Below are 25,317 nucleotides of genomic sequence, written 5' to 3'. Positions count from 1 at the left end.
ACCGCTTGCGCCGGGCAAGCGGAGGAATATGTCAGCAATCGCTTTTGAAATCACGCATGAGGTTGCGCATCAGGACAAGCGGCACCTTGTCGAAGACGCTCTCCAGGGCATCCGTCACGCAGGCGCCGGCGATGAGCTTGTCCTTCAGGCGCTGCGTCTTTTCTTCGTCCAGAAAGCCAAGACCGCGGGTCGCACCGATGACATTCTCGACCAGCAGGCTGTCGCGCGGCGTTAGCGCGCCTGCAGGTTTGGCCTCGGCCGTGCTCGGCAGATCGGTGGACAGCGGCGTGTCAGCGGTTTTTTCGCCCGAGTCCTTGGCAACGGCGGCTGCGGCGTCGTCGTCGGCAAGCTGCTTTTCCAGTGCCGCCACTTTAAGGCGCGCCTCGCCGAGGCTCTGCTCCAATGTCTCGATCCGGGCATCACGCGCTTCGAGCGCCGATTTGAACGCAGTTGTCCCTTGCGCTTCCGCCTGCTTTTGCTCCAGCGCCTTGCGGGCAGCAGCAGCGTCGGCCATGGCCCGTTCCACGGCCGAGCGCAGACTGGTTATCTGCGTGTTCAAGGCCAGTTTCTCGGCTTCTAGGCTTTCGGCCTCTTTTCTGGCACTCGCGGCATCCGATTTGGCGGCGGTCAAATCGGCGTTGATTTTGGCGATCGTCGCGGTGAAATCGTCGGCGGCAGATTTCGCCGTGGCCTTTTCCGTCGAAAGCAGTTTTTCGAGCGTCGAAATGTCCGCATCGCGCTTGTCGAGCAGCCGGTTGAGCTTCGGCACTTCGTTGAGCTTCAGCTCGGCATATTCCTGCTCAAGCTCTCCCGCCCAGTTGCCGGAATTCTTGCGGAATTCGGCGAGGTCGCCGGTGACCTTGTCTCTCTCGCCCGTCACTTTGCCCAACTGGTCGGTCAGCGACGCTGCCTGCGCCTTCAGTTCGGCAATTTCCGTCTGCATGGCCTGGCGGGTGAACCAGAAATAGCCGCTGGCGGCGATGAGCACCGCACACAGAATGGCCGGCAGCAAGAAGCCGGACGAGCCGCCGCTCCGCGTCACCTGGCTGTTTCTGCCCCACTGATTGCTCATGCCCGATCCGCCACGGAAAAACTCCCCTTCAATTCAGGTACGACGAATTTCCGGAGGAGGCAAGCACAGCAGTCCGCATGCCTGTCGCCCCTTCTCGCCGGCCACCGCGCAGCAATGGCATGCCCGACCTTGCCTATTGATGTTTGTTGAAAAACCACCACATATTGGGGGAAAGGAACCTCTCATGATGAAACAAAGAGACGCAAAATTTCAGATTGGACAGGTTGTTCGCCACCGTGTGTTTCCGTTCCGCGGCGTCATCTTCGACGTTGACCCGGAATACGCCAACACCGAGGAATGGTGGAATGCTATTCCCGCTGAAGTCCGCCCGAGCAAGGATCAGCCGTTTTACCATCTGCTCGCGGAAAATGATGAAGCGGAATATGTGGCCTATGTTTCCGAACAGAACCTCGTTTCGGACGACAGTGGAAGGCCCATGCGCCATTCGCAGGTGAATGCCTTCTTCGATCCGCAGGGAGCCGGCCAGTACAAGCCGAAAGCTGTCGTTCAGCACTGACGGCAACCGCCCTGGTGGCTTAGCACTGAAACAAAAAACCCCGGACGAAAGTCCGGGGCTTTTTTGCGGAATCGCGTTGCGATCAGTTCTGCTTGGCCGCCTTCTGGGCTTCTTCCAGCTTCTTGCGGGCGTCCTCCGCCTTCTTCTGCATTTCTTCCTGCAGCAGGCGCTGGCGCTCTTGCAGCTTCGACTGCTCGATCGGCTCGCCGTCGAACACGCCGGTAAAGCCGTTGAGCGAAATCTTGATGGGGTTCGGCGCGCGCTGGAAGTTGACCGAGGTGAACACCACTTCGCCGCCCTTCTTCAGGTTGGCGAGCACGGCATCACTCAGCGGCACTTCGGCAATGCACTTGTCCGGCATGCAGATGGCGTAGTCGAGCTTGACGCCCTTGCCACCGTCGATCTGCATCTGGATGCCCGGGGGGATGAGCCGCGCGGAGGGAACCGAAACCTGCATCACCTTGCGTTCCACCTTGCCGCGAACGCTGATAAGGCCAACGGCCGTGATCAATTGGCCGTTGTTGGCCGACAAGAGATTCTGCACGATGCAGACATCGTTGTCTTCCTGCTTGGTGCAGACCTTGAACCAGCCCTGTGGCGGACGACCGGCAGCCTGCTCCTGCGCGAAGGACGCCACGGGCATCGCGGCGACGGCAACAGCGCCGGCAAATGCCGAAAGTGCGGCCTTTTTGGTGAAGTTCGACTTGAAGATCATAACGATATCCGTCTCCTGAATTCCGGTGTCTGAGCAGTCTCTAAGCCACTCGTCATCTATGGTCAGCCGCCCGCTCTCCTGTTGGGCAAATAAGGCAATTGCATGACCCTCGTCTCCGGGAACACCTGTTACAGCGAGCGGGCGCGGATATCCAGTCTTTCCTTGATTTTTTTGCGGTCATCGATTGGCCTGCACCGGGATTTTTGCGGTCTCTGCCGGTTGGAAATGCCTGTCAACGTGCTAGTTTGCCGTGATTCATACAAGAGAAGACAGCAGGAGGCGGGCTTGCGCGCATTGTTCTTAGGGTTGATTTCGCTGCTTGCCGCTCTCGGCACAGGCGTTGCGGCAAGGGCCGAACCGGTCCACCGCATCGCCATGCACGGGCAGCCCGCCCTGCCCGCAGATTTCAAGAGTTTCCCCTATGTCAAACCGGACGTGAAGAAGGGCGGCCGTGTCGCCTATGGCGTCGTCGGTACTTTCGACAACCTCAATCCCTTCATCCTGAAAAGCATGCGCACCACCGCGCGCGGCATGCTCGACCCGGAATACGGAAATCTCGTCTATGATTCGCTGATGCAGCGTTCCCGAGACGAGGCCTTCTCGCTCTACGGCCTGCTGGCCGAGACTGTCGAATATGATGATGATCGCAGCTTTATCCAGTTCAATCTCAATCCGAAGGCAAAATGGGCCGACGGTCAGCCGGTGACGCCCGAGGACGTGATTTTCACCTTCGAGCTGTTTCGCGACAAGGGCCGCGAACCTTTCAGCACGCGACTGGCGAAGGTCGAGAAGATGGAAAAGGTCGGCGAGCGCAGCGTACGTTTCACCTTCAACGATCAGGCCGACCGTGAATATCCCTTGCTGATCGCCATGACGCCGATCCTGCCGAAACACGCGACCGATGTGGCGACCTTCGACCAGACGACGCTCAAATTTCCCTTGGGTTCCGGACCCTATCGGGTGGCGGAGGTCAAGCCTGGCGAGCGGATCGTCTACAAGCGCAACCCTGATTACTGGGCAAAGGATCTCCCCAGCAAGATCGGCTTCGACAACTACGACGAAATTTCCGTCGAATATTTCCTGCAGGACAGTTCACTGTTCGAGGCTTTCAAGAAGGGCGTGGTCGATATCTATCCGGAAGGCAGCCCGACCAAGTGGACGCGGAGCTACGATTTCCCGGCGGTGCAGTCCGGTAATGTGATCAAGGATACGTTCACGCCGAAGACGCCGTCCGGCATGCTCGGCTTCGTCTTCAACACCCGCCGGCCTATGTTTGCGAACATCAAGCTGCGCCAGGGGCTGGCGCTTGTCTTCGATTTCGAATGGGTCAACAAGAACCTGTTCGACAATGCCTATACGCGCACGCAGAGCTTCTGGCAGAACTCGACCCTTTCCTATCTCGGCGTCGCGGCGGATGATCGGGAACTCGGCCTGATGGGCGACATCCGCAACCGGATCAATCCGGCCATACTCGACGGCACTTACCGCCTGCCCGTCACCGATGCCTCCGGCCGCGATCGCAACGTGCTGCGCGAAGCCGTAACGCTGCTGCGGGAAGCTGGGTACAGCATCAAGGACGGCAAGATGATCAACGAGAAGGGCGAGCCGCTGGCCTTCGAGATCATGACCCAAAACGAGGGCCAGGAAAAACTGGCGCTTGCCTACCAGCGCTTCCTTGCAGCCCTCGGCATTACCGCGTCGGTGCGCACCGTCGACGATTCGCAGTACCAGCAGCGCAGCCAGTCGTTCGACTATGACGTGATCATCAAGTCCTTCCCGTCGACGCTTTCGCCCGGTATCGAGCAGGTCCGCCGCTGGTCTTCCGAAGCACGCGACCGCCAGGGCAGCGAAAACTTTGCTGGTGTCGCGGACAAGGACGTCGACCGGCTGATCAACAATATCCTCCAGGCCAGGACGACGGAAGATTTCGTCGCCGCCGTTCGGGCTCACGACCGGTTGCTGATCAACAATTCCTATCTCGTGCCGCTCTATCATGCCGCCGCACAATGGGTGGCGCGTGCCAAGCATATCGGCCGGCCGAGCGTGGTGCCGCTCTATGGCTACCAGCTGCCGGCCTGGTGGGACGAAACTGTGCAGTGATGCGGATTTGAGGCCGGTATACTTTTGGTAACGCATTGAAACCGGAAAGGCCTGCGACTATGTCGCGGACCAATGGTCTGCAGCAGAAGGAACCGGCACCATGGATCTCGTAAATATCGATGTTGTCTCGGACGTCGTCTGCCCTTGGTGCTATCTCGGCAAGGCGCGGCTCGATCAGGCAATCGCCAATGTGGCCGACGAGATTCATGTAACGGTGAACTGGCGTCCCTATCAGCTCAATCCCGACCTGCCGCCCGAAGGCGTCGATCATAAGTCGCATCTTGCCGCGAAGCTCGGAGGACAGGCCGCCGTCGACCGCGCGCATCAGATGTTGACCGGGCTTGGCCAGCAGGACGGTATTGCGTTCGACTTCGACGCCGTGAAAATCAGCCCGAACACGCTCGACGCGCACCGGCTGATCCGCTGGGCTTTGACCGAGGGGCCGGAAGTCCAGAGCAAGGTTGCTTCGCTGCTGTTCAAGGCAAATTTCGAGCAGGGCCGCAATGTCGGCGATCACGCTGTTCTGCTCGACATCGCAACTGAAGCCGGTCTCGATCGTAATGTCATCGCTGCGTTGCTCGCCTCGAATGCCGACAAGGACACTGTCGGCGAGGAAATCGAGGCGGCGCGGGGTATGGGTGTCACCGGCGTGCCGTGCTTCATCATCGATAGCAAATATGCGGTGATGGGCGCCCAGTCCGTCGATGTCCTGACCGATGCGCTACGGGATATCGCCAAGATGAAGAATACGGCTCAAATCAACTGATCTAGAGACGTTTTTACCGAAAGCCGCGCGAATCTTGCGCGGCTTTTCTGTTTGGCGCTCAGGCGCCCTTCGCCAGACCCGCCAATTGCGTCATGACAATAGCGGCGCCCGCCAGCCGCTTCTCCGGCGTCGGGAAATCGCGCTGGAAGAAGATGCTGTGGTCGGGGCGGATCTTCGCCATGATGCCCTGCTTGGCGATATAGCCGACAAGTGCGCCCGGATTGGGGAATTCCCGGTTGCGGAACTGCACCACGACGCCCTTCGGCCCTGCATCGAGCTTCTCGACATTGGCCGTGCGGCAGAGCGACTTGATGTAGACGATCTTCAAGAGGTGCTGGACTTCGAGCGGCAGTGCGCCGAATCGGTCGATCAGTTCCGCGCCGAAGGCGTCGATCTCCTGGAGTTCGGTGATCTCGCCGAGACGGCGATACAGGCCAAGACGCAGATGCAGGTCCGGTACGTAGTCGTCCGGAATCATCACCGGCGTTCCGACCGAAATCTGCGGCGACCAGCCGGTATCGGCGATTTCCTCTTCGCCCTTCAGTTCGGCGACGGCCTCCTCCAGCATCTGCTGGTACAGTTCGAAGCCGACTTCCTTGATATGGCCGGACTGCTCGTCACCGAGCAGGTTGCCGGCGCCACGGATGTCGAGGTCGTGGCTCGCCAGCTGGAAGCCGGCGCCCAGCGTATCGAGCGACTGCAGCACCTTGAGCCGCCGCTCGGCCGTGCCCGTCAGCGTCCGGTTGACCGGCAGCGTGAACAGGGCAAAGGCGCGCACCTTGGAGCGACCGACGCGGCCGCGTAGCTGATAGAGCTGCGCCAGGCCGAACATGTCGGCGCGGTGCACGATCAGCGTGTTGGCCGTCGGCACGTCGAGACCGGACTCGACGATCGTGGTGGAGAGCAGAACGTCGTAGCGTCCCTCGTAGAAGGCATTCATCACGTCCTCAAGCTCCGTCGCCGGCATCTGGCCATGGGCAACGGCGACTTTCAGCTCCGGTACGTCGGACTTCAGGAAATCATGAATTTCCGAGAGATCGGCAAGACGTGGGCAGACGTAAAAGCTCTGGCCACCGCGATAATGCTCGCGCATCAGCGTTTCGCGGATCACCAGCGCATCGAAGGGCGAGATGAACGTGCGCACCGCCATGCGGTCGACCGGCGGCGTGGTGATCAGCGACAGTTCGCGCACGCCGGTCAAGGCAAGCTGTAGTGTGCGCGGGATCGGCGTTGCCGACAGCGTCAGCACGTGCACATCGGATTTCAGCTCCTTCAGCCGCTCCTTGTGCTTGACGCCGAAATGCTGTTCTTCGTCGATGATCAAAAGGCCAAGATTGGCAAAATTGATCGAGGCGCCCAACAGCGCATGCGTGCCAACGACGATATCCGTCTTGCCCTCGGCCACTTCCTTCTTGGTCAGCGCCAGTTCCTTGGAACCGACGAGGCGCGATGCCTGGGCGATGCGCACGGGCAGGCCCCGGAAACGCTCGACGAAGGACTTGAAGTGCTGGCGGGCAAGCAGCGTCGTCGGCACGACGACGGCCACTTGAACGCCATTCATCGCAGCAACGAACGCGGCGCGCAACGCGACTTCCGTCTTGCCAAAACCGACGTCGCCGCAGACGAGCCGGTCCATCGGTCGGCCGGCTCCGAGATCCTCGCGCACGGCCTCGATCGAATTCAGCTGGTCTTCGGTCTCGTCATAGGGAAAGCGGGCCGCGAATTCGTCATACAATCCGTCCGGCGTGGCGAGCACCGGCGCATGCCGCGTCAGGCGCTCGGCAGCAATGCGGATGAGGCCGCCGGCCATATCCAGCAGGCGCTTTTTCAGCTTCGCCTTGCGCGCCTGCCAGGCGACCCCGCCGAGCTTGTCGAGTACCGCGTCGCTGCCTTCCGAGCCGTAGCGCGACAGAAGATCTATGTTCTCCACCGGCAGGAAGAGCTTTGCCTCGTCCGCGTAGACCAGTTCCAGACAGGCATGTGGCGCGCCTACCGCCTCGATCGTCCGCAGACCGACGAAGCGCCCGATGCCGTGCTCGGCGTGGACGACGATGCTGCCTTCGTCGAGGCCGGCCACTTCGGCAATAAAATCCGCGCCGCGCTTGCGACGCTTCGAGCGGCGCACCATGCGGTCGCCGAGAATATCCTGCTCGCCGATGACGACGAGATCGCCGGTCTCGAACCCGCTCTCGAGGCTGAGAACGGCGCAGGCCGCCTCCCCGGGTTTCAGCGATTTCAATTCCGACAGCGCCTTGACGGGCTTGACGTTTGCAAGCCCGTGCTCGGCCAGTACCTGCAGCAGGCGGTCGAGCGATCCTTCCGACCAGGCCGAAATGAGAACCCTGGCGCCCTTGGCGCGGCGGTCGGCGATGTATTTCACTGCCTGGTCGAAGACGTTGACCCGCTCAGCGTCGCTCGACCCCTCCGTCGCATTCTTCGCCCAGCGGACACCGAGCCGCGCATCGATGGTCATGACCTGGCGTGCTTCGCCCTCATGCTCGCTGAACGGCGAGAGGCGAACGGCGTTGCGCGAGACCAGCGCGGCGTTGAAGTCTTCAGTACCGAGGTAGAGCAACTCCGGCGGCACGGGCTTGTAGGGCGTTCCCTGCGATATCTGAGCCTTGCCAGGTGCCGCGGAGGATTGACGGGCCTCGTAGTAGTCCGCGACCAGCTTGGAGCGCTCGGCGGCGGCTTCGCGAGCCACGTGATCGGTGACGATATGGAAACCGGCAAGGTAGTCGAACACGGTATCGAGCCGGTCATAGAACAGCGGCAGCCAGTGTTCCATGCCGGCATAGCGCCGACCTTCGGAAACCGCCTGATAGAGGGCATCGTCGCGGGTCGCCGCGCCGAACATCGACAGGTACCGGGTCCGGAAATGGCTTATCGTCTCAGGCGTCAGCGACACCTCGCTCATCGGGTTTAGGTCGAGCGACCGGGCCTGGCCGGTGGTGCGCTGGCTGGCAGGATCGAAGGAACGGATCGTTTCGAGCGTGTCACCGAAAAAATCGAGGCGCACCGGCTCGTCGCTGCCGGGAACGAAGACATCGAGGATGCCGCCGCGCACCGCATATTCACCGACTTCGCGAACGGTGGCGACGCGCTCGAAGCCATTGCGTGCAAGCCGCGCTGCGACATCGTCCATCCGGATCGTGTTGCCCGGCCGGGCGGAGAAGGCGAGGCTTTCGATAACCTCCTGCGGCACCATCTTCTGAAGTGCCGCATTGACGGTGACGAGCACGATGGCCGGGTGCGGCTTCTTCGCATGCGCAATCAGGCCACTCAACGTCGCCAGACGCCGGGCCGAGGTGTCGGCACTGGGCGATACGCGGTCATAGGGCAGGCAGTCCCATCCGGGCAGCGTGAGAACCGGAATGTCCGGCGCGGCAAAGCCGAGCATCTGCTCGACGTCGGCAATCCGCTGACCATCTGACAGAATGTAGGCGACGGGGCCATTGGCCCGCGCCAGTTCGGCAAGGACAAGCGGCTCGACGCCGGCAGGCACCGGGCCGATGGTCAGTTCACGGGTTGCGCGGGCAACTTTACTGGGGTCAAATCCGGCAATCATCGATCGTCTTTATTCTCGGCGGCAAGGAGCTTGTCGAAATCCGGACGATAGGAAGCAATGCGTTCAAACAGCGGCGTCCGGTAGTGTTGCGGCACCGGCCTTTCGCCGATGATCCACTTGACCAGATCGTTGTCCTCTTCCGCCATGATGGTTTCGAGTTCGTCAAGGTCGGCGTCCGCGAGCCCCGCAAGTTCATTGTCGGCGAACTGCCCGAACACCAGGTCCATTTCCCTGATGCCGCGATGCCAGGCACGAAAAAGAATGCGTCGGCGGCGCGGATCAAGATCGGCGCTCGTGCGTGTGATGCCCGTCATCGAAAGTCCTTCCTGCCGCTGCGTCGTTTGGAAGCGCGCGTTGCAGTGGCTCTATAAACGCTGAAAAGACGATTGTCAGCCTTGCCAAAGACCTAATCCTCGTTTCAGTCTGGCCCGCATGCGCCCGGCCCTTCTCGACCCCCTGTTCGCCCCCCTGAATTCGCTTCCCGGCATCGGCCCGAAAGCGGGCGAGCTTTATGCGCGGCTGCTGGGACGCGAAAGCATTGACGATTGCCGGGTGATCGATCTCGTATTCCATGCGCCGCATTCGCTGATCGACCGGCGGCATCAGCCGGGTATCGCACGGGCGCCGCAGGGCGCCATAGTCACGATCACCGGCCGGGTCGACCGGCACCAGCCACCGGCACCCAGAACCAGCCAGCCCTACCGCGTCTTCCTCCACGACGACACCGGGGAACTGGCGCTGACCTTCTTCCGGGTCAAGGGAAACTGGCTGGAGAAGGCGCTGCCGCTCGACGAAACCGTGACTGTCAGCGGCAAGATCGACTGGTTCAACGGTCGCCCCTCGATGGTGCATCCGGATTACATGGTGCGCGCAGCGGAAGCGGAAAACCTGCCGCTCGTCGAACCCATCTACCCTCTGACTGCAGGCCTTTCGGCCCGTATCCTGCGCAAGTCGATCGAGGCGGCCCTGCCCCGGATCCCCGATTTTCCGGAGTGGCTCGATGACGCGCTCCTGGAGAAGCAGAGCTTTGCCTCGGCCCGCGACTGTTTCCTTGCCCTTCACGAACCACGCGACGAAACCGATATCGACCCGCAGGCGCCCGCTCGCCGCCGGCTTGCCTATGACGAGTTTCTGGCCGGACAGCTATCCCTTTCGCTCGTCCGCCAGCGATTGCGCAAGGTCTCTGGCACGCCGGTGCATGCAACCGGCAAACTCAGCAAGCCGGTGCGCGACGCCCTGCCCTTTTCGCTGACCGTGAGCCAGGCGACGGCGATAGGCGAGGTCTTGAAGGACATGGCGGGAACGGAGCGGATGCTGCGTCTGCTGCAGGGCGATGTCGGCTCGGGAAAGACGGCGGTGGCGCTGATGTCGATGCTGGCGGCGGTCGAGGCCGGTGGCCAGGCCGTGCTGATGGCGCCGACGGAAATCCTTGCTCGGCAGCATTTCGCCACGCTCTCGAAAATGGCCGTACCGGCCGGTGTCACCATCGATGTCCTGACCGGCCGCACCAAGGGCCGCGAGCGCGACGCCATTCTGGAGCGCATCGCCTCGGGCGAAACGCAGATCGTCATCGGCACGCACGCGCTGTTCCAGGACACTGTCAGCTACAGCAACCTGCTTCTCGCAGTGGTCGACGAGCAGCATCGTTTCGGGGTGCACCAGCGGCTGCGGCTCACCGCCAAGGGGATTTCGCCGCATATGCTGGTCATGACCGCGACGCCGATCCCGCGCACACTGGTTCTTGCCGCCTTTGGCGACATGGATGTTTCCAAGCTCACTGAGAAGCCGGCGGGCCGCAAGCCGATCCAGACCGTCACCGTCTCGACCGAGCGAACGGGAGAAATCGTCTCGCGGCTGGATACGGCTCTCAGCGGTGGCAAGAAGGCCTATTGGATCTGCCCGCTGGTCGAGGAATCGGACGCCTCCGACCTGATGTCCGTGGACGAGCGGTTCCAGACGCTCAAAAGCCATTTCGGCTCTGAGGTCGGCCTCGTGCATGGCCGCATGAACGGCGCCGATAAGGACGCAGTCATGCTCGCCTTCAAGAACGGCGAAATCCGGCTTCTGGTTGCGACCACCGTTGTCGAAGTCGGGGTCGACGTGCCTGATGCGACGATCATGGTGATCGAGCACGCCGAGCGCTTCGGGCTGGCGCAGTTGCACCAGTTGCGAGGCCGCGTCGGGCGTGGGGACGAAGCCTCCACCTGTGTCCTGCTCTACAAGGGACCGTTGAGCGAAAACGGTCGGGCGCGGCTGTCGATCCTGCGGGAAACCGAAGACGGCTTCCTGATTGCCGAGGAAGATCTGAAACTGCGCGGCGAAGGCGAATTGCTCGGCACGCGTCAATCCGGCACGCCCGGTTTTCGCATTGCCAGCCTCGAGGCGCACGGTGATCTGCTCGAAATCGCGCGCAAGGATGCCGCCTATGTCATCGAGCGCGATCCGGAACTGACATCGGAACGCGGCGCAGCGCTGCGCACGCTGCTGTATCTCTACCGGCGCGACGAGGCGATCCGCTTTCTCAGAGCCGGCTGAAGAACTTGCCGCGTTTGGTCGCCGCTGGCACCATCTCCCCCGGCACCTGCAATGCCTTCGGCAGATAGTCAGGCGCCACCAGGCCGCCGGAAAGCAACAGCTTGGCGGCATCTTCGGGGCTCATGTCGAGGGGCACGATCTTTTCACGCGGTACGAAAATGAGAAATCCAGCCGTCGGAACCGGCGTTGGCGGCAGGAACACGGTGACCATGTCGAGACCCCGCTCCCTGAACTTGACGGCGATTTCGCCTTTGGCATCCGTCGCAATGAAAACCAGGGACCAGAGGCCCGGGCTCGGATACTCGATCAGACCGGCTTTTTTGAACGAGTTCGACTGGTCCTGCAGCACCGTCTGGAATATCTGCTTCAAACCCTTGTAGATCGAGCGCACAAGCGGTGTTCGCACCAGCAGCGACTCACCGAAACCGACGATGCTGCGGCCGATCAGGTTGGCGGTGAAGAAACCGACAAGCGTGATCAACAGCAAGGCAGTCAGCAGGCCGAAACCAGGGACCGGATAAGGCAGGAAATTGTCCGGATTGTAATCGAACGGCAGGTAAGGCTTGACCCAGCTGTCCGCCCAAAGGATGAACGACCATGTGATCCAGGCGGTGATGGCAAGCGGCGCGCAGATAATCAAACCGGTGAGGAAATAATTCCTCAACCGCGTGGCGAAAAATCCGCGTGCCTGTTTGTCCGTCATACCGCTCTGTTTATCCGTCTACGCCGCCGTAAAAAGCCGCGTTGTATGTCACAATGCCGGAGGCCGGAGTCGAGGACAAGGGCTGCACCAAAAAATATTGCGGCGCACAATCAGCGAATGTGATCTGAGGATCGTTCTGAAATGCGAACTTGCGATAAAGCTCGGGATTGCCGACCACCACGCACCCTGCCGCCCTCCGCTCCCGCAGTATTTCCAAGCCTCTGCGGATCAGGGCGCCGCCGATGCCCTTGCCCTGCTGTGATGGCAAAACCGACACCGGGCCAAGCCCAAACCATCCGGCCGAACCGTCCGAAAATTCTACCGGCGAGAAGGCGACATGGCCGACCACTTCGCCCTGGACCTCGGCGACCAGCGACAGGCTGAGCGCGCCGGCGTTGCGCAGGCGATCGACGATGAAATGCTCCGTTCCGTCGCTGTATGGATGATCCTTGAAGGCTTCCCGCGTCAGGGAATGGATCGCTTCGACATCAGCTGGTTTTTCGGGCCGAATCATCACTCCACTGTAACCGATTTGGCGAGGTTGCGCGGCTGATCGACGTCGGTGCCCATGAACACGGCGGTGTGATAGGCGAGCAGCTGGATGGGCAGCGAGAAGATCATCGGAGCGATGATCTCGTCGACATTCGGCAGAATGATCGTGCTCATCGTTTCGAGCTTGGAGGCCGCAGCGCCCTTCTCGTCGGTGATGAAGATGATGCGGCCGCCGCGCGCCGCGACCTCCTGCATGTTCGACACCGTCTTTTCGAAGAACCGGTCATGCGGCGCAATGACGATGACCGGCATGTTTTCATCGATCAGGGCGATCGGGCCATGCTTCAACTCGCCGGCGGGGTAGCCTTCGGCATGGATATAGGAGATTTCCTTGAGCTTCAGCGCGCCTTCCATGGCCAGCGGATAGCTTGTGCCGCGGCCAAGATAGAGCACGTCCTTGCATTTCGACAGCTCGCGCGACAGGCTCTCCATGGTCGGCTGGATATTGTTGAGGACCTTGGCCATGATGCGCGGCATTTCGGCAAGGCTGCGGACGAGAGCCTTTTCCTCGGCCTCCGACACGGTTCCGCGGGCCCGACCGGCGCCAATCGCGAGTGTCGCCAGCACGGAGAGCTGACAGGTGAAGGCCTTGGTCGAGGCAACGCCGATTTCCGGACCCGCCATGATCGGGAAGACCGCATCGGACTCCCGCGCAATCGTCGATTCCTTGACGTTGACGACGGCGCCGATCTTCAGACCATGTTCCTTGCAGTATCGCAACGATGCCAGCGTGTCGGCCGTTTCGCCCGACTGCGAGATGAACAGAGCGGCGGACTGCGGCGACAGCGGGATTTCGCGGTAGCGAAACTCCGAGGCGACATCGATTTCGACCGGCAGGCGAGCGTAGCGCTCGAACCAGTATTTGCCGACGAGGCCGGCGAGATAGGCGGTGCCGCAGGCAGAAATGGCAAGGCTCGGGACCTTGGCAAAATCGATCGCAGCAGTCATCGGGTTAACCTTGTTCTCGATGAAGTCGATGTATTGGCCAAGCGCGTGCGAAATCACTTCCGGCTGCTCGTAGATTTCCTTTTCCATGAAATGCCGGTGATTGCCCTTGTCGACCATGTAGGCCGCGGCAACCGAGACCTGGCGCGGGCGGGCAACCTGCTTGCCGTCATGGTCGAGGATCTCGACACCATCGGCAGTCAGGACTGCCCAATCACCGTCGATGAGATAGGTGATTTCATTGGTAAAGGGCGACAGAGCAATTGCGTCGGACCCGAGGAACATTTCCCCCTTGCCGAAACCGACAGCCAGCGGCGGACCGCTGCGGGCGGCCATGATCGTGCCCGGCGCATCCTGAAAGATGACGGCAAGCGCATAGGCGCCGGTAACCCGGCGCAGCATGGCCTGCATCGCATCCTTCTGGCTCATTCCGTCGCGGATCAGCTTGGCGAGCAGTTGCGCCACGACTTCGGTGTCGGTCTGGGTGCTGAACGTCGCGCCCGCGTGGGCTAGCTCGTCCTTCAACTCGGAGAAATTCTCGATGATACCGTTGTGGACCACGGCGACCCCATCGGTGAAATGGGGATGGGCATTGTTTTCGGTCGGCGCGCCATGCGTCGCCCAACGCGTATGCGCAATGCCGGTCTTTCCTGCCAGCGACTCGGCGCGCAGCTTGGTTTCGAGATTGACCAGCTTGCCTTCGGCGCGGCGCCGGGCAAGAACGCCGTCGTGGATCGTGGCGACCCCGGCGGAATCATAACCGCGATATTCGAGCCGCTTCAGCGCATCGACCAGACGCTCGGAGACAGGCTGATTTCCAACGATACCGACAATGCCGCACATAGGTGAATTCTCCGCAATTTTTTCGTGAGACCGGTGCCCTGTCTGACTCCGGTTAAGGTACATTTCTTAGATGCCGTTTTGGTATCGAATTTCCACAAATGCGCAATCGAGCCGAATGTCACTTTCGGTTTCACGCTTTAATCGTAGCACAACGGGCGGATTATTTCTGTCTGGCGGCTTTTTCGGCCTGATAGCGATCGCGCAGGATTTTCGCCCGGCCCGGCTTAATCTCCTGACGCGCGCGCCCGAAAGCGACCGCATCAGCCGGGACATCTTCCGTCACCACGCTGCCGGAGGCAACCAGCGCACCGTCGCCAACCGAAACCGGCGCAACGAGAGAGGAGTTCGATCCGATGAAGGCGTTCGCGCCGATGCGGGTGACGTGTTTGTTGACGCCATCATAGTTGCAGGTGATCGTGCCGGCCCCGATGTTGGTTTTCTCGCCGACGAAAGCGTCGCCGACATAGGTCAGGTGGTTGACCTTGGCGCCGGCGCCGATCTCCGCCTTCTTCACCTCGCAGAAATTGCCGACTTTGGAATCGCGCCCAAGATTGGCGCCGGGGCGCAGCCGTGCATAGGGACCGACCGTTGCGCCGGCGCTGACATGGGCGCCCTCAAGATGGGAAAAGGCGTGAATGACCGCACCGCTTTCAACGGTGACGCCGGGGCCGAAGACGACATTCGGTTCGATCATTACATCCTGACCGATCTCAGTGTCGAAAGCGAGGAAGACGGTTTCAGGGGCGATCATCGAAACGCCGGAGACCATCAATTCGTGGCGGCGACGCTTCTGCCAGGCCGCTTCGATCAGGGCCAGTTCCGCGCGATTGTTGCAGCCCATCAGTTCAGCCTCGGGCGCCTCCACGGCAATGGCCTTGCCCCCGCCGGCGCGAACGATCTCGACGATGTCGGTAAGGTAGTATTCGCCCTTGACGTTGGCATTGCCGATCTTGCCAAGCAAGTCCAACGCCTTCTCGCCATTGATCGCCATCAGCCCGCCGTTGCAATAGGTGATGCGCTTTTCCTCTTCGGACGCATCCTTCTGCTCGCGAATAGCCAGGAGCTCGCCGTTTTCTACGATCAACCTGCCATAGCCGGTCGGATCTGCCGTCCGGAAGCCGATGACGACGACATCATTACCCTCAGCCAGCGCCTTTCGGGCGGCCGTCAGCGGTGCGGCCGTGATCAGCGGCGTGTCGCCGAACACGACCAGGATGTCGTCATATCCCTTGGCGATCGCTTGCCTCGCCGCCAGAACCGCGTGCCCGGTTCCGAGTCGTTCGGTTTGCAGGAAGGCCGAAATATCGATGTCACCGCGTTTCGCCGCCGAGGTGACCGGCTCCGCGTCCCGCCCGACCACCAGCGCGACCGACGAAATGCCGGCATCGACGAGCGATTCGACCACATGCGCAATCATCGGCCGACCGGCGACCGGGTGCAGCACCTTGGACATGGAGGACTTCATCCGCGTGCTTTCGCCCGCTGCCAAAATTACCGCCAGGCATGTTCGTGTCATCACAAATTCTCCCGCTTTCATGGCTTCCCGCGCTTCGCAGCCGGCACGATTCTGCCCGTTACATAGCAGGAAGATATTGCAAGGAACATAATTCGGGCCGCCAACGTGCTGTTAACCGGGATAAAACGCGATCATGTCATAAGCGGGAGATGACGTGTTTGACAGCTCCAACAGCCGGGAACGATACGGACGATGCAGGCTCACACCGACACAATGTCGTCCGGCAGAGGACGGGGATTTGGCGCGATCATCGCCCGCAGGCCACTGATCGTCCTGGCGCTGACCTTTGCCTGCTTGCCCTTGGCGCTGATCGGAACCCTGGTCATGCCGATCGGCCCCATGTACTGGGACCACTATATCTATCTCGACGCGGCAAACCGCATCTTCGACGGCCAGGTCCCGTCCATCGATTTCTTTGCCCCGGTCGGCGGGCTCGGCTACTATCTCTTTGGCGGATGGCTTTACCTGTTTCCAAACGGCCACGCGCTTCTCCTGTCGAGTTGGTCGATGATGACGGTGACCGTGCCACTAATGGCTCTGGTTGTCTCAGACGTGCAGAAGCGATCGCCAGCCGTCGCCTATGCCCTGCTTCTCCCCTTCCTGTTCTTTTCGCTGCTGCCCTTCAACACCGGCGAATTCTATCCCTATCCCGGTTCGGAAGGGTTCGGGATCTATAACCGCCAGATCTGCCAGCTGCTCTATGTCCTTGCGGCGGCTCTGGTCTTCGTGCGCGGATGGCAAGCGCTGGCAGCAGTGACGGCGCTTGCGATGCTTGCCCTTCTCTTCACCAAGGTGACCGGCGTCGCCGCCGGCACGGTCCTTTGCCTGATGGCGTTTCTGGCCGGACGTTTGCCGTTGCGCGCAGCACTCGCGTCCGCAGCGGTATTTTTCGCGACGATCGGTCTTCTCGAAGTCGCCACCGGTCTCGTTTCCGCTTATGCCGCGGACATCCTGTCTCTGATCCTGCTCAACGACGCCAGCCTGTTGCCGCGTCTGCTGCAGGCTGCGTCAATCAATTTCGGGGTGATCCTCAGCTGCTTGATCCTCGCTTTCGTCCTGCTGTTCAATGAGTTTGCCACGTTCCTCGAGAAGATCCGGACTTTTGCAGCGAAGCCCGCGCTTGCGTCGCTCAAGGCTGTTGCAGACCAATCATTCTTCTGGCTGGCGAGTTTCGTCGTCGCGGGCCTTCTCTTCGAAAGCCAGAATACCGGCAGCCAGGCCTTCATTTTCCTCTGGCCGCTGCTGCTCGCGATTCTGCTGGAAAGCTACCGGCGCAAGGGGCCGTCGGTCGCATCTGCAGTGATCGCGGTCGCCACATTGGGTGCAGCACTGCCGCCAGTGGTCACCGTCGCCCAAAAAGCGGCACGCGCCTGGATCGGCGCCGTCAACACCGCACCGGTCGAAAACCGGAACCTGAAAAGCATGGGCGCCGTCAGTGCTCGCGACATCCTCAACCAGCGGGCGGAACGCCTGCAGGCGAACTATGCCGACTATCGCGCAACCTACGAAGCACTGGCGTCGGCCAACGAACTGCCCTCATTCCTGCTCCACAGCGACCTGGATTTCCAGGTGCTCTGGCTGCAGGCGGCCGATGGCGCGATCGCCGCGATCGGCGACTACGAGGCCGCCAACAAGGAACGGTTCGAGACGATCATGACAATCGATTTCACCAATCCCTTCCCCTGGCTGATGGATCGCCATGCCCCGAAATACATCGCCATCGGCGCCGATCCGTACCGCGCCGTACCGGCCCCGGATCAGCGCGTCGGCGACGCCGTCGCCGCTGTCGATCTCGCCCTTTACCCGACCTGCCCGCCGACCGCGGCGCGGCTGAAGCTTTTGAAACTCTACGAGCCGGCCCTTGCCGCCGGTCACCGCCGCATCACGTTGACGCCCTGTTTCGACGCCTTCGTGCGCAACGGGCTTGCCGCCCGACCTTGATCCTTATCGCGGCAACCGCAACCGGCTCTCGGTCAGAAGCCCGTTCTCGTCGAGAATGGGGTGGGCGACCGAAACGATATGCGCGTTGATGCGCTTGAGATCGCGCAGGATGTCGAGATGCAGCGAACTCGTCTGCAGGCTATCGGCGCGGCCGTCGCGCAGACGCTCCAGATGACGCTCCGACGACCGCTTCTCCATGTGGCGGACGTCGACCTTCACCTCCATCAGATGGCGGGCGAGATCGGCATCCCGCGTGACGAATATGGTCTGGGCAATGCGCAGATTGTCGATCGTCAGGTTGAAGAGCGTCGTCAGTTCCTGGTAGCCCTCTTCCGAAAATTTCAGGCCGTTGTCGATCTTCTTCTTCACCTGCTCGGTCAGGCTTTTCTCGATGATATCGCCCATATGCTCGAGGTTGATCGCATAGTCGATGATGACGATGGAGCGCCGGCCGTGTTCGTCGTTCAAACCGCTACGCCCAAGCCGCGACAAATAGAGCTTGACCTCCTGCTGCAGCACATCGACCTGCTTCTCGAGTGCTGCGACGTCCCGGAGTTCCTTGAGATCATTGTGATGAAAGGCGTTCATAGGCGCGATCAGCATCCTCTCTATCAAATCGCCGACGCGCAGCACCTCTCGGGTCGCCCCCGAAAGCGCGATAACAGGCGTCGTCAGCGCCCGATCGTCGAGGTAGAGCGGTCCCGTCTCCGCCCTCGGCTCGTCCGGAATGAGCCGGAGCATGGCGCCGGACAGGAGCGACGAAAACGGCCAGGCGGCAATGGCAAGCGCGATGTTGAACAACAGATGGATGTCGACCGGCAGTTTTGCCGGGGAAAGCGACAGCGTCTGCAGGAACTCGGCAACCGGCGCCGCAAGCGGCAATGCTATGGCACAACCGATCGCGCGAACGGCCAGATTGCCGGCCGTCACGCGACGGGCCGAGGCCGAGGCTGACAGCGTGGCGATGAAGGGCGGGATTGCGCCGCCGAGATTTGCGCCAAGCACAAGCGCGATCGTCAGACCCGAAGACAGAATGCCCGCGGCCGAGAGCGACAGGATGAGAACGACGACAGCCAGGCTCGATGAGGAGATGAAAGCCATAGCCGCGGCAAAAAGCAGCGCGACCGGCCAGGCCGTGTCGAGCATGCTGAGGAAAGCGGCAAGTGCGGGCGACTGCCGCATCGGCTCCGTCGCAAGCCCGAGCAGATGCAGCGACAACAGCATCAAGCCGATGCCGACGAGCGCGGTTCCCGCACCCTGCTTGGCGCTCGACCGCCCTGCCCGGTAAAGCATCACACCGCCAAGAATGAGCAGCGGCGAAAGCCAGTCGACACCTGTCGCAACGATCCACGCCGTTACCGCCGTACCGACATTGGCGCCGAGCAGCACGATCTGGGCCATCCGTGCGCGCACAAGCCCCTTTTCGACGAATGAGGCAATCATCAGCGCCGTCGCGGTCGAACTCTGCAACGCGATCGTCGCGACGAAGCCTGCCAGAAACGAACGCGCCTGTCCGCTTGTGCCCTGCGCCAGTCCCGTTCTGAGCCTTATCCCGAACGCGCGCGTGGCGCCCTCCTTGACCTGGGAAAGGCCGAAGAGCAGCAGCGCAACCGCCCCGAACAGGTTGATCATGACGATGGTCGATTCCATACAGGCACTCCGGTTTTCCCGCCAAGGCTGCTCCACGACACGGCGAGTCGGCATACGCTGGTGGATCAACATTAGCAGTTTCAGACACGCGATCACGCGTTCAGTGGCGGATTGTGACAGAAATTTTTCAATTGCCGGCTAATAATTCCGACATCAAAAGGTCTCGCAACGGCGGGCGGTGCGAAGTCTATGGGCCGGGCTGAAAGTGCTCGATGCACGGCCGCAAGCGCCGGCCACCAGGGCGGCACCATTTCGCGCTGACCAGAGCCCGGTTTTGCCGATATTTTTGCGTGTTTCGACCCTTCAATTCCGCACCGGATTGCTCTAAGGAACGAAGCCGGTAGCCGTCCGGCGGCCTGAATTGCGACGAGGTATGCAGTCCCATGCTTGAATTTCTCCGAAGAGCCGCCCAGACCTGGGTTGTCAAAGGCCTTTTGGCCCTTCTCGTTGTGTCGTTCGGTGTCTGGGGTGTATCCACGTCGCTCGTCTCGGGTTCTGCCGATGCGGTGGTGACGGTTGGCGACGTCAAGGTGTCTCCAAGCGATTTCCGCCTCGCCTATGAACGGCAGGTTGCCCAGCTTTCCCGGCAGTTCGGCACGCGCCTGACCCGCGAACAGGCCAGGGCATTCGGCGTCGAAGCGCAGGTCTATTCGCAGCTGGTCGCGGGTGCCACGCTCGACCAGCTTTCCAATGACCTGAACCTCGGCCTGTCCCAGGACCGGCTGGCAACACTGATCAGCGAAGACCCGGCCTTTCGCGGCGTCAACGGCCAGTTCGACCGCCTGACCTTCTCGAGCGTCCTGCGCAACGCCGGACTACGCGAGAAGGACTACATCAACAATCGCAGCCAGGTTGCGGTGCGCTCGCAGATCGTCGAAGCGCTGTCCGACGGCTACATCCCGCCGAAGGTTCTGGGCGACGCGCTGCGCCAGTACCGCAACCAGACGCGCACGATCGACTATCTCCTTTTGTCGAATGCCAATATCGATCCGGTCAAGGCTCCCTCCGACGAGGTGTTGAAGCCCTGGTTCGAAAGTCACAAGGCAGACTACCGTGCGCCGGAATTCCGCAAGATCAGCTATGTGAAGCTGGAACCCTCCGACATCGCCGATCCCGCATCGGTGACCGAGGAAGAAATCCGCGCCGAATACGAAAAGCGCAAGGACAGGTTCCGCACACCGGAAACGCGCACCGTCGAACAGCTTGCCTTCCCCTCACGTGCGGAAGCTGACGCCGCGGCAGTCAAATTGTCCACAGGCACCAGTTACGACCAGTTGGTGGCCGATGCCGGAAAAACCGCGAGCGACGTCCTGCTCGGCGATTTCACCCGCGACCGCATGCCCGACGCCAAGCTCGCCGACGCCGCCTTTGCGGTCAAGGCGGACGGCCAGACCACACCGGTCATCGATGGCGCTTTCGGCCCGGTCATCCTGCGCGTAACCAACATCAAACCGGAAACCATTCGCGGCTTCGACGACGTCAAGGAAGAGCTGCGCAAGGATTTGGCCCTGTCGAACGCTGCCGATGAGATCATGGGGATCCATGACAAGTTCGAGGACGCCCGCGTTTCCGGCGCGTCGATGCAGGAGGCGGCCAGCCAGACCAATCTCAAGCTCGTCCTCCTCGACGCCGTCGATGCCCGCGGCAATGATGCCGAAGGCGAGGGAATCGCCGGCATTCCTGAAGCGAAGACCCTGCTCAGCGAGGCTTTCAAGGCCGAGGTGGGAGCGGAAACCCTGCCGGTCAATCTCGGCCGCGACGGTTATGTCTGGTTCGACGTGGAAGCGATCACGCCCGCGCGCGACCGTACGCTCGACGAGGCCCGCGAAAAGGTCGTCGCCGACTGGACGGCGGAGCAGCAGCGCAACGCCCTTGCCGCCAAGGCAACTGAACTGAAGGGCCGCGTCGAAAAAGGCGAGACGCTGGCGGCGATTGCCGCCGAGCTCGGCATAGCCGTCGAAACGAAGTCGGGTCTGCGGCGGTCGAGCGAAGACGCAGCCCTGAGTCCCGCGGCGGTCGCTGTCGCGTTCGGCGGCGCAAACGGTCTCGTTGCCAACGCGCCCGGCGTCGGTGGCGAGGGTCAGATCCTGCTTAAGGTCACGGGGGTGGACGACAGCAATCCCGGCGATGCGCTCGACAATGATGCCCGGCAGATCGACGCCATCGCCCAGGCCAGTGGCGACGATATCCTCGATCAGATGGTCAGCGAGCTCCAGAAGGGTTACGGTGTGGCCATCAATCAGCAACTCGCAGACGTCGCCCTGTCGCAGTAGCGGTAAAGCAAAGGAAAAACCTGCATGCCGGATTTGAAGCCCTTTGTCGCCAAGGCAGCAGCGGGAGAGGCGCTGAACCGCGAGGATGCTCGCGCCGCGTTCGAGATCATCATGTCGGGCGAAGCAACGCCGTCGCAGATCGGCGGCTTCCTGATGGCGCTGCGCGTGCGCGGCGAGACGGTGGACGAGATCGTTGGCGCCGTTGGCGCCATGCGGGCACGCATGCTGACCGTTGAGGCACCGGCCGACGCGATCGATATCGTTGGAACCGGCGGTGATGGTGCCGGGACCTACAATATCTCGACGCTGGCGGCCCTGATCGTTGCCGGTGCCGGTGTGCCGGTGGCCAAGCATGGCAACCGCGCTCTGAGCTCCAAGTCCGGCACGGCGGACGCGCTGTCCTGCCTCGGCGTCAAGCTCGATATCGACCCCGAGGCTATTTCGCGCTGCATTTCGCAAGCCGGCCTCGGTTTCATGTTCGCCCAGCAGCATCATTCGGCCATGCGCCATGTCGGCCCGACGCGCGTCGAACTCGGCACGCGGACGATCTTCAATCTGCTTGGCCCCCTGTCGAATCCGGCGGGCGTCACGCGGCAGCTCGTCGGCGTGTTTTCGCCGCAGTGGCTTGTTCCGGTCGCGGAAGTGCTGCGCGATCTCGGTTCGACGAGCGTCTGGGTCGTGCATGGCGAGGGCCTGGACGAGATCACCACGACCGGCGTGACGCAGGTTGCGGCGCTCGAAAACGGCGCTATCTGCACGTTCGAATTGACGCCCGGCGATTTCGGGCTTGAAACCGTTATGCTTGCCGATCTCAAGGGCGGCGACGGAGCCCATAACGCCGAGGCGCTCAAGGGTGTGCTCGAGGGCGATGCAACCCCCTACCGTGATATCGCGCTTGCCAACGCCGCCGCCTCGCTGGTAATTGCCGGCCGCGCCGCTGACCTGCGCGAAGGCATGGATCTCGCCCGTCAGTCGCTGACAAGCGGCGCGGCGAAGGCAACGCTGGAACGGCTTATCCGCGTTTCGAACGCGGCGTAAGGAGAAATTCGATGGCCGATATTCTGCAGAAGATCGAGGTCTACAAGCGCGAGGAAATCGCCGCAGCCAAGGCCAAAGTCAGTCTGGCGGACTTGAAATCGATGGCCGCGGAGCAGGAAGCGCCGCGTGGGTTCTTCAAGGCTCTCGAAGCGAAGCGTGCCCAAGGCGGCTTCGGGCTCATCGCCGAGATCAAGAAGGCAAGCCCCTCCAAAGGTCTCATCCGTGCCGATTTCAATCCGCCGGCTCTTGCAAAGGCCTATGAAGCCGGGGGGGCTGCCTGCCTTTCGGTGCTCACCGACAGCCCGAGCTTCCAGGGCGCGCCCGAGTTCCTGACGGCCGCGCGAAACGCGTGTTCGCTGCCGGCGCTGCGCAAGGATTTCATGTTCGACACCTACCAGGTTCACGAGGCCCGCGCATGGGGTGCCGACTGCATCCTGCTGATCATGGCATCGCTCAACGATAACGATGCACAAAGGCTGGAGGACGAGGCGTTTTCGCTGGGCATGGACGTGCTTGTCGAGGTCCATGACGAGCAAGAACTCGAGCGCGCGCTAAAGCTCGCTTCGCCGCTCGTCGGCATCAACAATCGCAACCTGAAGACCTTCGACGTCGATATAGCGCTCTCCGAGACGTTGGCGCCACTGGTTCCCGCCGACCGGCTGCTGGTCGGCGAAAGCGGCATCTTCACGCATGAGGACTGCACCCGCCTGGCAAAAAGCGGCATCTCGACCTTCCTCGTCGGCGAGAGCCTGATGCGCAAGGACGACGTCACCGCCGCGACGCGTGCCCTTCTCACCGGTACTGCCGACATTCTGGCCGCCGAGTGATGTCCAAGCCCTCCCTCACCCATATCAGCGCCGGCGGCGAGGCCAATATGGTTGACGTCGGCGACAAGGAAGAAACCGTCCGCATTGCCGTTGCCGAGGGATACATCCGGATGCGGCCGGAAACGCTCGACCTCATTCTCAAGGGCAATGCCAAGAAAGGCGATGTGATCGCCACCGCGCGTCTCGCCGGCATCATGGCAGCCAAGCAGACGGCCAATCTGATCCCGCTCTGTCATCCGCTGATGCTTTCCAAGATCTCCGTGGAGATCACTCCGGATGAGGCCCTGCCCGGCCTGCGGATCGCGACGATGGCCAAGCTGACGGGCCGCACCGGCGTCGAAATGGAGGCGCTGACTGCCGCAAGCGTTGCCTGCCTGACGATCTACGACATGGCCAAGGCGGCCGACCGGGAGATGGAAATCGGCGGCATCCGGCTGGCGCGGAAATCCGGCGGACGTTCGGGCGAGTATGTCCGCAAGGAGGACTGATGGCTTTGCTGCCTGTTTCGGATGCGCTGGACAGGTTGCTCCGTGGAGCAGCGCCTATACGGCGTTGTGAAATGATTGGGCTGCATGCCGCGGCGGGGCGCGTGCTGGCAGAGGATGTCGCCGCACGGCTCACGCATCCGGCCTTCGACAATTCTGCCATGGATGGTTATGCCGGACGCCATGAGGACTTTGCCGTCGTCGGCGCAGAACTGACGGTCATCGGCCAGTCGGCTGCAGGACGCGCCTTTCCAGGCCATGTCGGCCCCGGCGAGGTCGTCCGTATCTTCACCGGCGCCCCGGTCCCTTCCGGCGCCAATACGGTGCTGATCCAGGAAGATGCGCAGATTATTGGCGACCAGCGCATCCGCACCACCTTCGATCCTGGCAAGGGCCGGCATATCCGCCCGAAAGGGCAGGATTTTCGCGCCGGCGACGTGGTGCTTCGGAAAGGCGATCTGCTGGATGCGGGGCGGCTGACGGTCGCTGCCGGCATGAACCATCCGGAGCTTTCGGTCTTCATGCGTCCAAGAGTGGCGATCCTCGCGACCGGCGATGAACTTGTGCCTCCAGGAAGCCTTCCGGGACCGGATCAGATCATCGGCTCCAACACCTATGGCATTGCTGCGATCGCGCGCGGCAACGGCGCCGAGGTCGTCGATCTGGGAATCGTGCGCGACGACACGGCGGCCATCGCGGCGGCAGTCGCCCAGGCACGCGCCGCGGGCGCCGATGTGCTGGTCACTCTGGGGGGCGCTTCGGTCGGAGATCACGATCTGGTCCAATCGACGCTGGTCGCAAGCGGCATGACGCTCGATTTCTGGCAGATCGCCATGCGCCCCGGCAAGCCGCTGATGGTCGGAACGCTCGACGGCATGACCGTGCTGGGCCTGCCCGGAAACCCGGTGTCGAGCCTCGTCTGCGCCCTGCTGTTCCTCGAGCCGCTGCTGTGCCATCTCGGCTCCCTGCCCGCACGCGACCGTCGCGGCAAGGCAAGGACTGTGACGACGCTTCCCGCCAACGACAAGCGCCAGGACTATGTACGCGCGCGGCTGTCTCGCGACACCGATGGAACACTCAAGGCGGAGACGTTTGCGCGTCAGGATTCCTCGATGATGCAGGTCTTTGCTAAGTCCGATTGCCTGATCATCCGGGCTCCTTTTGCGCCGGAAGCGGCAGCCGGCTCCATCTGCGATGTCATGATCCTGCGACAACCGGCTCGCTGACCATCTTGCTCCTCGACTTTCCGCCCTTCCCGAACGCCCGTCTGC

19 protein-coding genes are annotated in these 25,317 nt (G+C 61.9%); 10 read left to right on the top strand and 9 right to left on the bottom strand.

All coding sequences use genetic code 11. The annotated features are described in order from the left end of the window. Positions 1–31: 31 nt before the first annotated feature. The gene (locus tag A3AY_RS0106040) at positions 32–1,072 is read right to left on the bottom strand and encodes a coiled-coil domain-containing protein (RefSeq protein ID WP_026203160.1); all 1,041 of its coding nucleotides are present in this window, start codon (positions 1,070–1,072) and stop codon (positions 32–34) included. A gap of 187 nt (positions 1,073–1,259) precedes the next feature. On the opposite strand from A3AY_RS0106040, the gene hspQ reads away from it, so the two are divergent. Next, positions 1,260–1,589, top strand: a complete 330-nt coding sequence (hspQ, locus tag A3AY_RS0106035; protein ID WP_026203159.1) for a heat shock protein HspQ — start codon at positions 1,260–1,262, stop codon at positions 1,587–1,589. A gap of 82 nt (positions 1,590–1,671) precedes the next feature. Here hspQ and A3AY_RS0106030 read toward each other — a convergent pair whose 3' ends face one another. Beyond that, the gene (locus tag A3AY_RS0106030) at positions 1,672–2,304 is read right to left on the bottom strand and encodes an invasion associated locus B family protein (RefSeq protein WP_018324794.1); all 633 of its coding nucleotides are present in this window, start codon (positions 2,302–2,304) and stop codon (positions 1,672–1,674) included. A gap of 225 nt (positions 2,305–2,529) precedes the next feature. Between A3AY_RS0106030 and A3AY_RS0106025 the strand changes: the two genes are divergently transcribed. Both A3AY_RS0106025 and A3AY_RS0106020 read left to right on the top strand, forming a co-directional pair. Beyond that, positions 2,530–4,404 (top strand): extracellular solute-binding protein, encoded by a 1,875-nt coding sequence (locus A3AY_RS0106025; RefSeq protein WP_083925902.1) that lies wholly within the window; start codon positions 2,530–2,532, stop codon positions 4,402–4,404. A gap of 100 nt (positions 4,405–4,504) precedes the next feature. Further along, the gene (locus tag A3AY_RS0106020; protein ID WP_018324792.1) at positions 4,505–5,170 is read left to right on the top strand and encodes a DsbA family oxidoreductase; all 666 of its coding nucleotides are present in this window, start codon (positions 4,505–4,507) and stop codon (positions 5,168–5,170) included. A 58-nt stretch (positions 5,171–5,228) separates the two neighbouring features. On the opposite strand, the gene mfd is transcribed toward A3AY_RS0106020, so the two are convergent. Beyond that, positions 5,229–8,738 carry a transcription-repair coupling factor gene (gene mfd / locus A3AY_RS0106015; RefSeq protein WP_018324791.1) on the bottom strand — a complete coding sequence of 1,170 codons (3,510 nt, stop codon included), beginning with the start codon at positions 8,736–8,738 and terminating at the stop codon, positions 5,229–5,231. Then, positions 8,735–9,052: an FAD assembly factor SdhE gene (locus A3AY_RS0106010; protein ID WP_018324790.1), complete on the bottom strand. Its 318-nt coding sequence runs from the start codon at positions 9,050–9,052 to the stop codon at positions 8,735–8,737. Before A3AY_RS0106010 ends, mfd begins: the two co-directional genes overlap by 4 nt. Before the next feature lie 118 nt (positions 9,053–9,170). Between A3AY_RS0106010 and recG the strand changes: the two genes are divergently transcribed. After that, entirely contained in the window at positions 9,171–11,273 is a 2,103-nt protein-coding gene (recG, locus tag A3AY_RS0106005; protein WP_018324789.1) for an ATP-dependent DNA helicase RecG, read from the top strand. Here the strand turns inward: recG and A3AY_RS0106000 are convergent. The 4 genes from A3AY_RS0106000 to glmU all read right to left on the bottom strand — a co-directional run bounded on the left by A3AY_RS0106000 (position 11,260) and on the right by glmU (position 15,832). After that, positions 11,260–11,976, bottom strand: a complete 717-nt coding sequence (locus tag A3AY_RS0106000) for a DUF502 domain-containing protein (protein ID WP_018324788.1) — start codon at positions 11,974–11,976, stop codon at positions 11,260–11,262. The two genes, recG and A3AY_RS0106000, sit on opposite strands and share 14 nt — an antisense overlap. A gap of 10 nt (positions 11,977–11,986) precedes the next feature. Then, a complete protein-coding gene (locus A3AY_RS0105995; RefSeq protein ID WP_026203157.1) occupies positions 11,987–12,493 on the bottom strand; it encodes a GNAT family N-acetyltransferase in 507 nt (168 codons plus the stop codon). Continuing rightward, a complete protein-coding gene (glmS, locus tag A3AY_RS0105990; RefSeq protein WP_018324786.1) occupies positions 12,490–14,316 on the bottom strand; it encodes a glutamine--fructose-6-phosphate transaminase (isomerizing) in 1,827 nt (608 codons plus the stop codon). Before glmS ends, A3AY_RS0105995 begins: the two co-directional genes overlap by 4 nt. A 160-nt stretch (positions 14,317–14,476) precedes the next feature. After that, positions 14,477–15,832: a bifunctional UDP-N-acetylglucosamine diphosphorylase/glucosamine-1-phosphate N-acetyltransferase GlmU gene (glmU, locus tag A3AY_RS0105985; protein ID WP_026203156.1), complete on the bottom strand. Its 1,356-nt coding sequence runs from the start codon at positions 15,830–15,832 to the stop codon at positions 14,477–14,479. 192 nt (positions 15,833–16,024) lie between these two features. On the opposite strand from glmU, the gene A3AY_RS0105980 reads away from it, so the two are divergent. Further along, positions 16,025–17,773: a hypothetical protein gene (locus A3AY_RS0105980; RefSeq protein ID WP_018324784.1), complete on the top strand. Its 1,749-nt coding sequence runs from the start codon at positions 16,025–16,027 to the stop codon at positions 17,771–17,773. A gap of 3 nt (positions 17,774–17,776) precedes the next feature. Here A3AY_RS0105980 and A3AY_RS0105975 read toward each other — a convergent pair whose 3' ends face one another. Further along, a complete protein-coding gene (locus A3AY_RS0105975; RefSeq protein WP_018324783.1) occupies positions 17,777–19,423 on the bottom strand; it encodes a Na/Pi cotransporter family protein in 1,647 nt (548 codons plus the stop codon). A gap of 383 nt (positions 19,424–19,806) precedes the next feature. Between A3AY_RS0105975 and A3AY_RS0105970 the strand changes: the two genes are divergently transcribed. From A3AY_RS0105970 to A3AY_RS0105950, 5 genes are read left to right on the top strand one after another with little or no spacing between them, the layout of a single operon-like run. Then, the gene (locus tag A3AY_RS0105970; protein WP_018324782.1) at positions 19,807–21,696 is read left to right on the top strand and encodes a peptidylprolyl isomerase; all 1,890 of its coding nucleotides are present in this window, start codon (positions 19,807–19,809) and stop codon (positions 21,694–21,696) included. Positions 21,697–21,720: 24 nt separating this feature from the next. Further along, positions 21,721–22,734: an anthranilate phosphoribosyltransferase gene (gene trpD, locus A3AY_RS0105965; protein ID WP_018324781.1), complete on the top strand. Its 1,014-nt coding sequence runs from the start codon at positions 21,721–21,723 to the stop codon at positions 22,732–22,734. 11 nt (positions 22,735–22,745) lie between these two features. Beyond that, entirely contained in the window at positions 22,746–23,561 is an 816-nt protein-coding gene (gene trpC, locus A3AY_RS0105960; protein ID WP_018324780.1) for an indole-3-glycerol phosphate synthase TrpC, read from the top strand. Then, positions 23,561–24,049: a cyclic pyranopterin monophosphate synthase MoaC gene (moaC, locus tag A3AY_RS0105955; RefSeq protein WP_018324779.1), complete on the top strand. Its 489-nt coding sequence runs from the start codon at positions 23,561–23,563 to the stop codon at positions 24,047–24,049. The genes trpC and moaC overlap by 1 nt, the downstream gene beginning before the upstream one ends. Then, positions 24,049–25,272, top strand: a complete 1,224-nt coding sequence (locus A3AY_RS0105950; RefSeq protein ID WP_026203155.1) for a molybdopterin molybdotransferase MoeA — start codon at positions 24,049–24,051, stop codon at positions 25,270–25,272. Before moaC ends, A3AY_RS0105950 begins: the two co-directional genes overlap by 1 nt. Positions 25,273–25,317: the final 45 nt, after the last annotated feature.

The sequence above is a fragment of the Rhizobium giardinii bv. giardinii H152 genome (assembly GCF_000379605.1).
Lineage (GTDB): Bacteria > Pseudomonadota > Alphaproteobacteria > Rhizobiales > Rhizobiaceae > Pararhizobium > Pararhizobium giardinii.
This window is presented reverse-complemented; position numbering and strand designations above follow the sequence as displayed.

What these genes read in the sequence shown, in the direction of transcription:
- glmS (WP_018324786.1), bottom strand. Translation starts at nt 14,316, where the DNA reads ATGTGCGGCATTGTCGGTATCGTTGGAAATCAGCCTGTCTCCGAGCGT.
- A3AY_RS0106040 (WP_026203160.1), bottom strand. Translation starts at nt 1,072, where the DNA reads ATGAGCAATCAGTGGGGCAGAAACAGCCAGGTGACGCGGAGCGGCGGC.
- moaC (WP_018324779.1), top strand. Translation starts at nt 23,561, where the DNA reads ATGTCCAAGCCCTCCCTCACCCATATCAGCGCCGGCGGCGAGGCCAAT.
- trpD (WP_018324781.1), top strand. Translation starts at nt 21,721, where the DNA reads ATGCCGGATTTGAAGCCCTTTGTCGCCAAGGCAGCAGCGGGAGAGGCG.
- mfd (WP_018324791.1), bottom strand. Translation starts at nt 8,738, where the DNA reads ATGATTGCCGGATTTGACCCCAGTAAAGTTGCCCGCGCAACCCGTGAA.
- recG (WP_018324789.1), top strand. Translation starts at nt 9,171, where the DNA reads ATGCGCCCGGCCCTTCTCGACCCCCTGTTCGCCCCCCTGAATTCGCTT.
- A3AY_RS0106025 (WP_083925902.1), top strand. Translation starts at nt 2,530, where the DNA reads ATGCCTGTCAACGTGCTAGTTTGCCGTGATTCATACAAGAGAAGACAG.
- A3AY_RS0106030 (WP_018324794.1), bottom strand. Translation starts at nt 2,304, where the DNA reads ATGATCTTCAAGTCGAACTTCACCAAAAAGGCCGCACTTTCGGCATTT.
- A3AY_RS0105980 (WP_018324784.1), top strand. Translation starts at nt 16,025, where the DNA reads ATGCAGGCTCACACCGACACAATGTCGTCCGGCAGAGGACGGGGATTT.
- A3AY_RS0106020 (WP_018324792.1), top strand. Translation starts at nt 4,505, where the DNA reads ATGGATCTCGTAAATATCGATGTTGTCTCGGACGTCGTCTGCCCTTGG.
- glmU (WP_026203156.1), bottom strand. Translation starts at nt 15,832, where the DNA reads ATGACACGAACATGCCTGGCGGTAATTTTGGCAGCGGGCGAAAGCACG.
- hspQ (WP_026203159.1), top strand. Translation starts at nt 1,260, where the DNA reads ATGAAACAAAGAGACGCAAAATTTCAGATTGGACAGGTTGTTCGCCAC.
- A3AY_RS0106010 (WP_018324790.1), bottom strand. Translation starts at nt 9,052, where the DNA reads ATGACGGGCATCACACGCACGAGCGCCGATCTTGATCCGCGCCGCCGA.
- A3AY_RS0105975 (WP_018324783.1), bottom strand. Translation starts at nt 19,423, where the DNA reads ATGGAATCGACCATCGTCATGATCAACCTGTTCGGGGCGGTTGCGCTG.
- trpC (WP_018324780.1), top strand. Translation starts at nt 22,746, where the DNA reads ATGGCCGATATTCTGCAGAAGATCGAGGTCTACAAGCGCGAGGAAATC.
- A3AY_RS0105950 (WP_026203155.1), top strand. Translation starts at nt 24,049, where the DNA reads ATGGCTTTGCTGCCTGTTTCGGATGCGCTGGACAGGTTGCTCCGTGGA.
- A3AY_RS0105970 (WP_018324782.1), top strand. Translation starts at nt 19,807, where the DNA reads ATGCTTGAATTTCTCCGAAGAGCCGCCCAGACCTGGGTTGTCAAAGGC.
- A3AY_RS0106000 (WP_018324788.1), bottom strand. Translation starts at nt 11,976, where the DNA reads ATGACGGACAAACAGGCACGCGGATTTTTCGCCACGCGGTTGAGGAAT.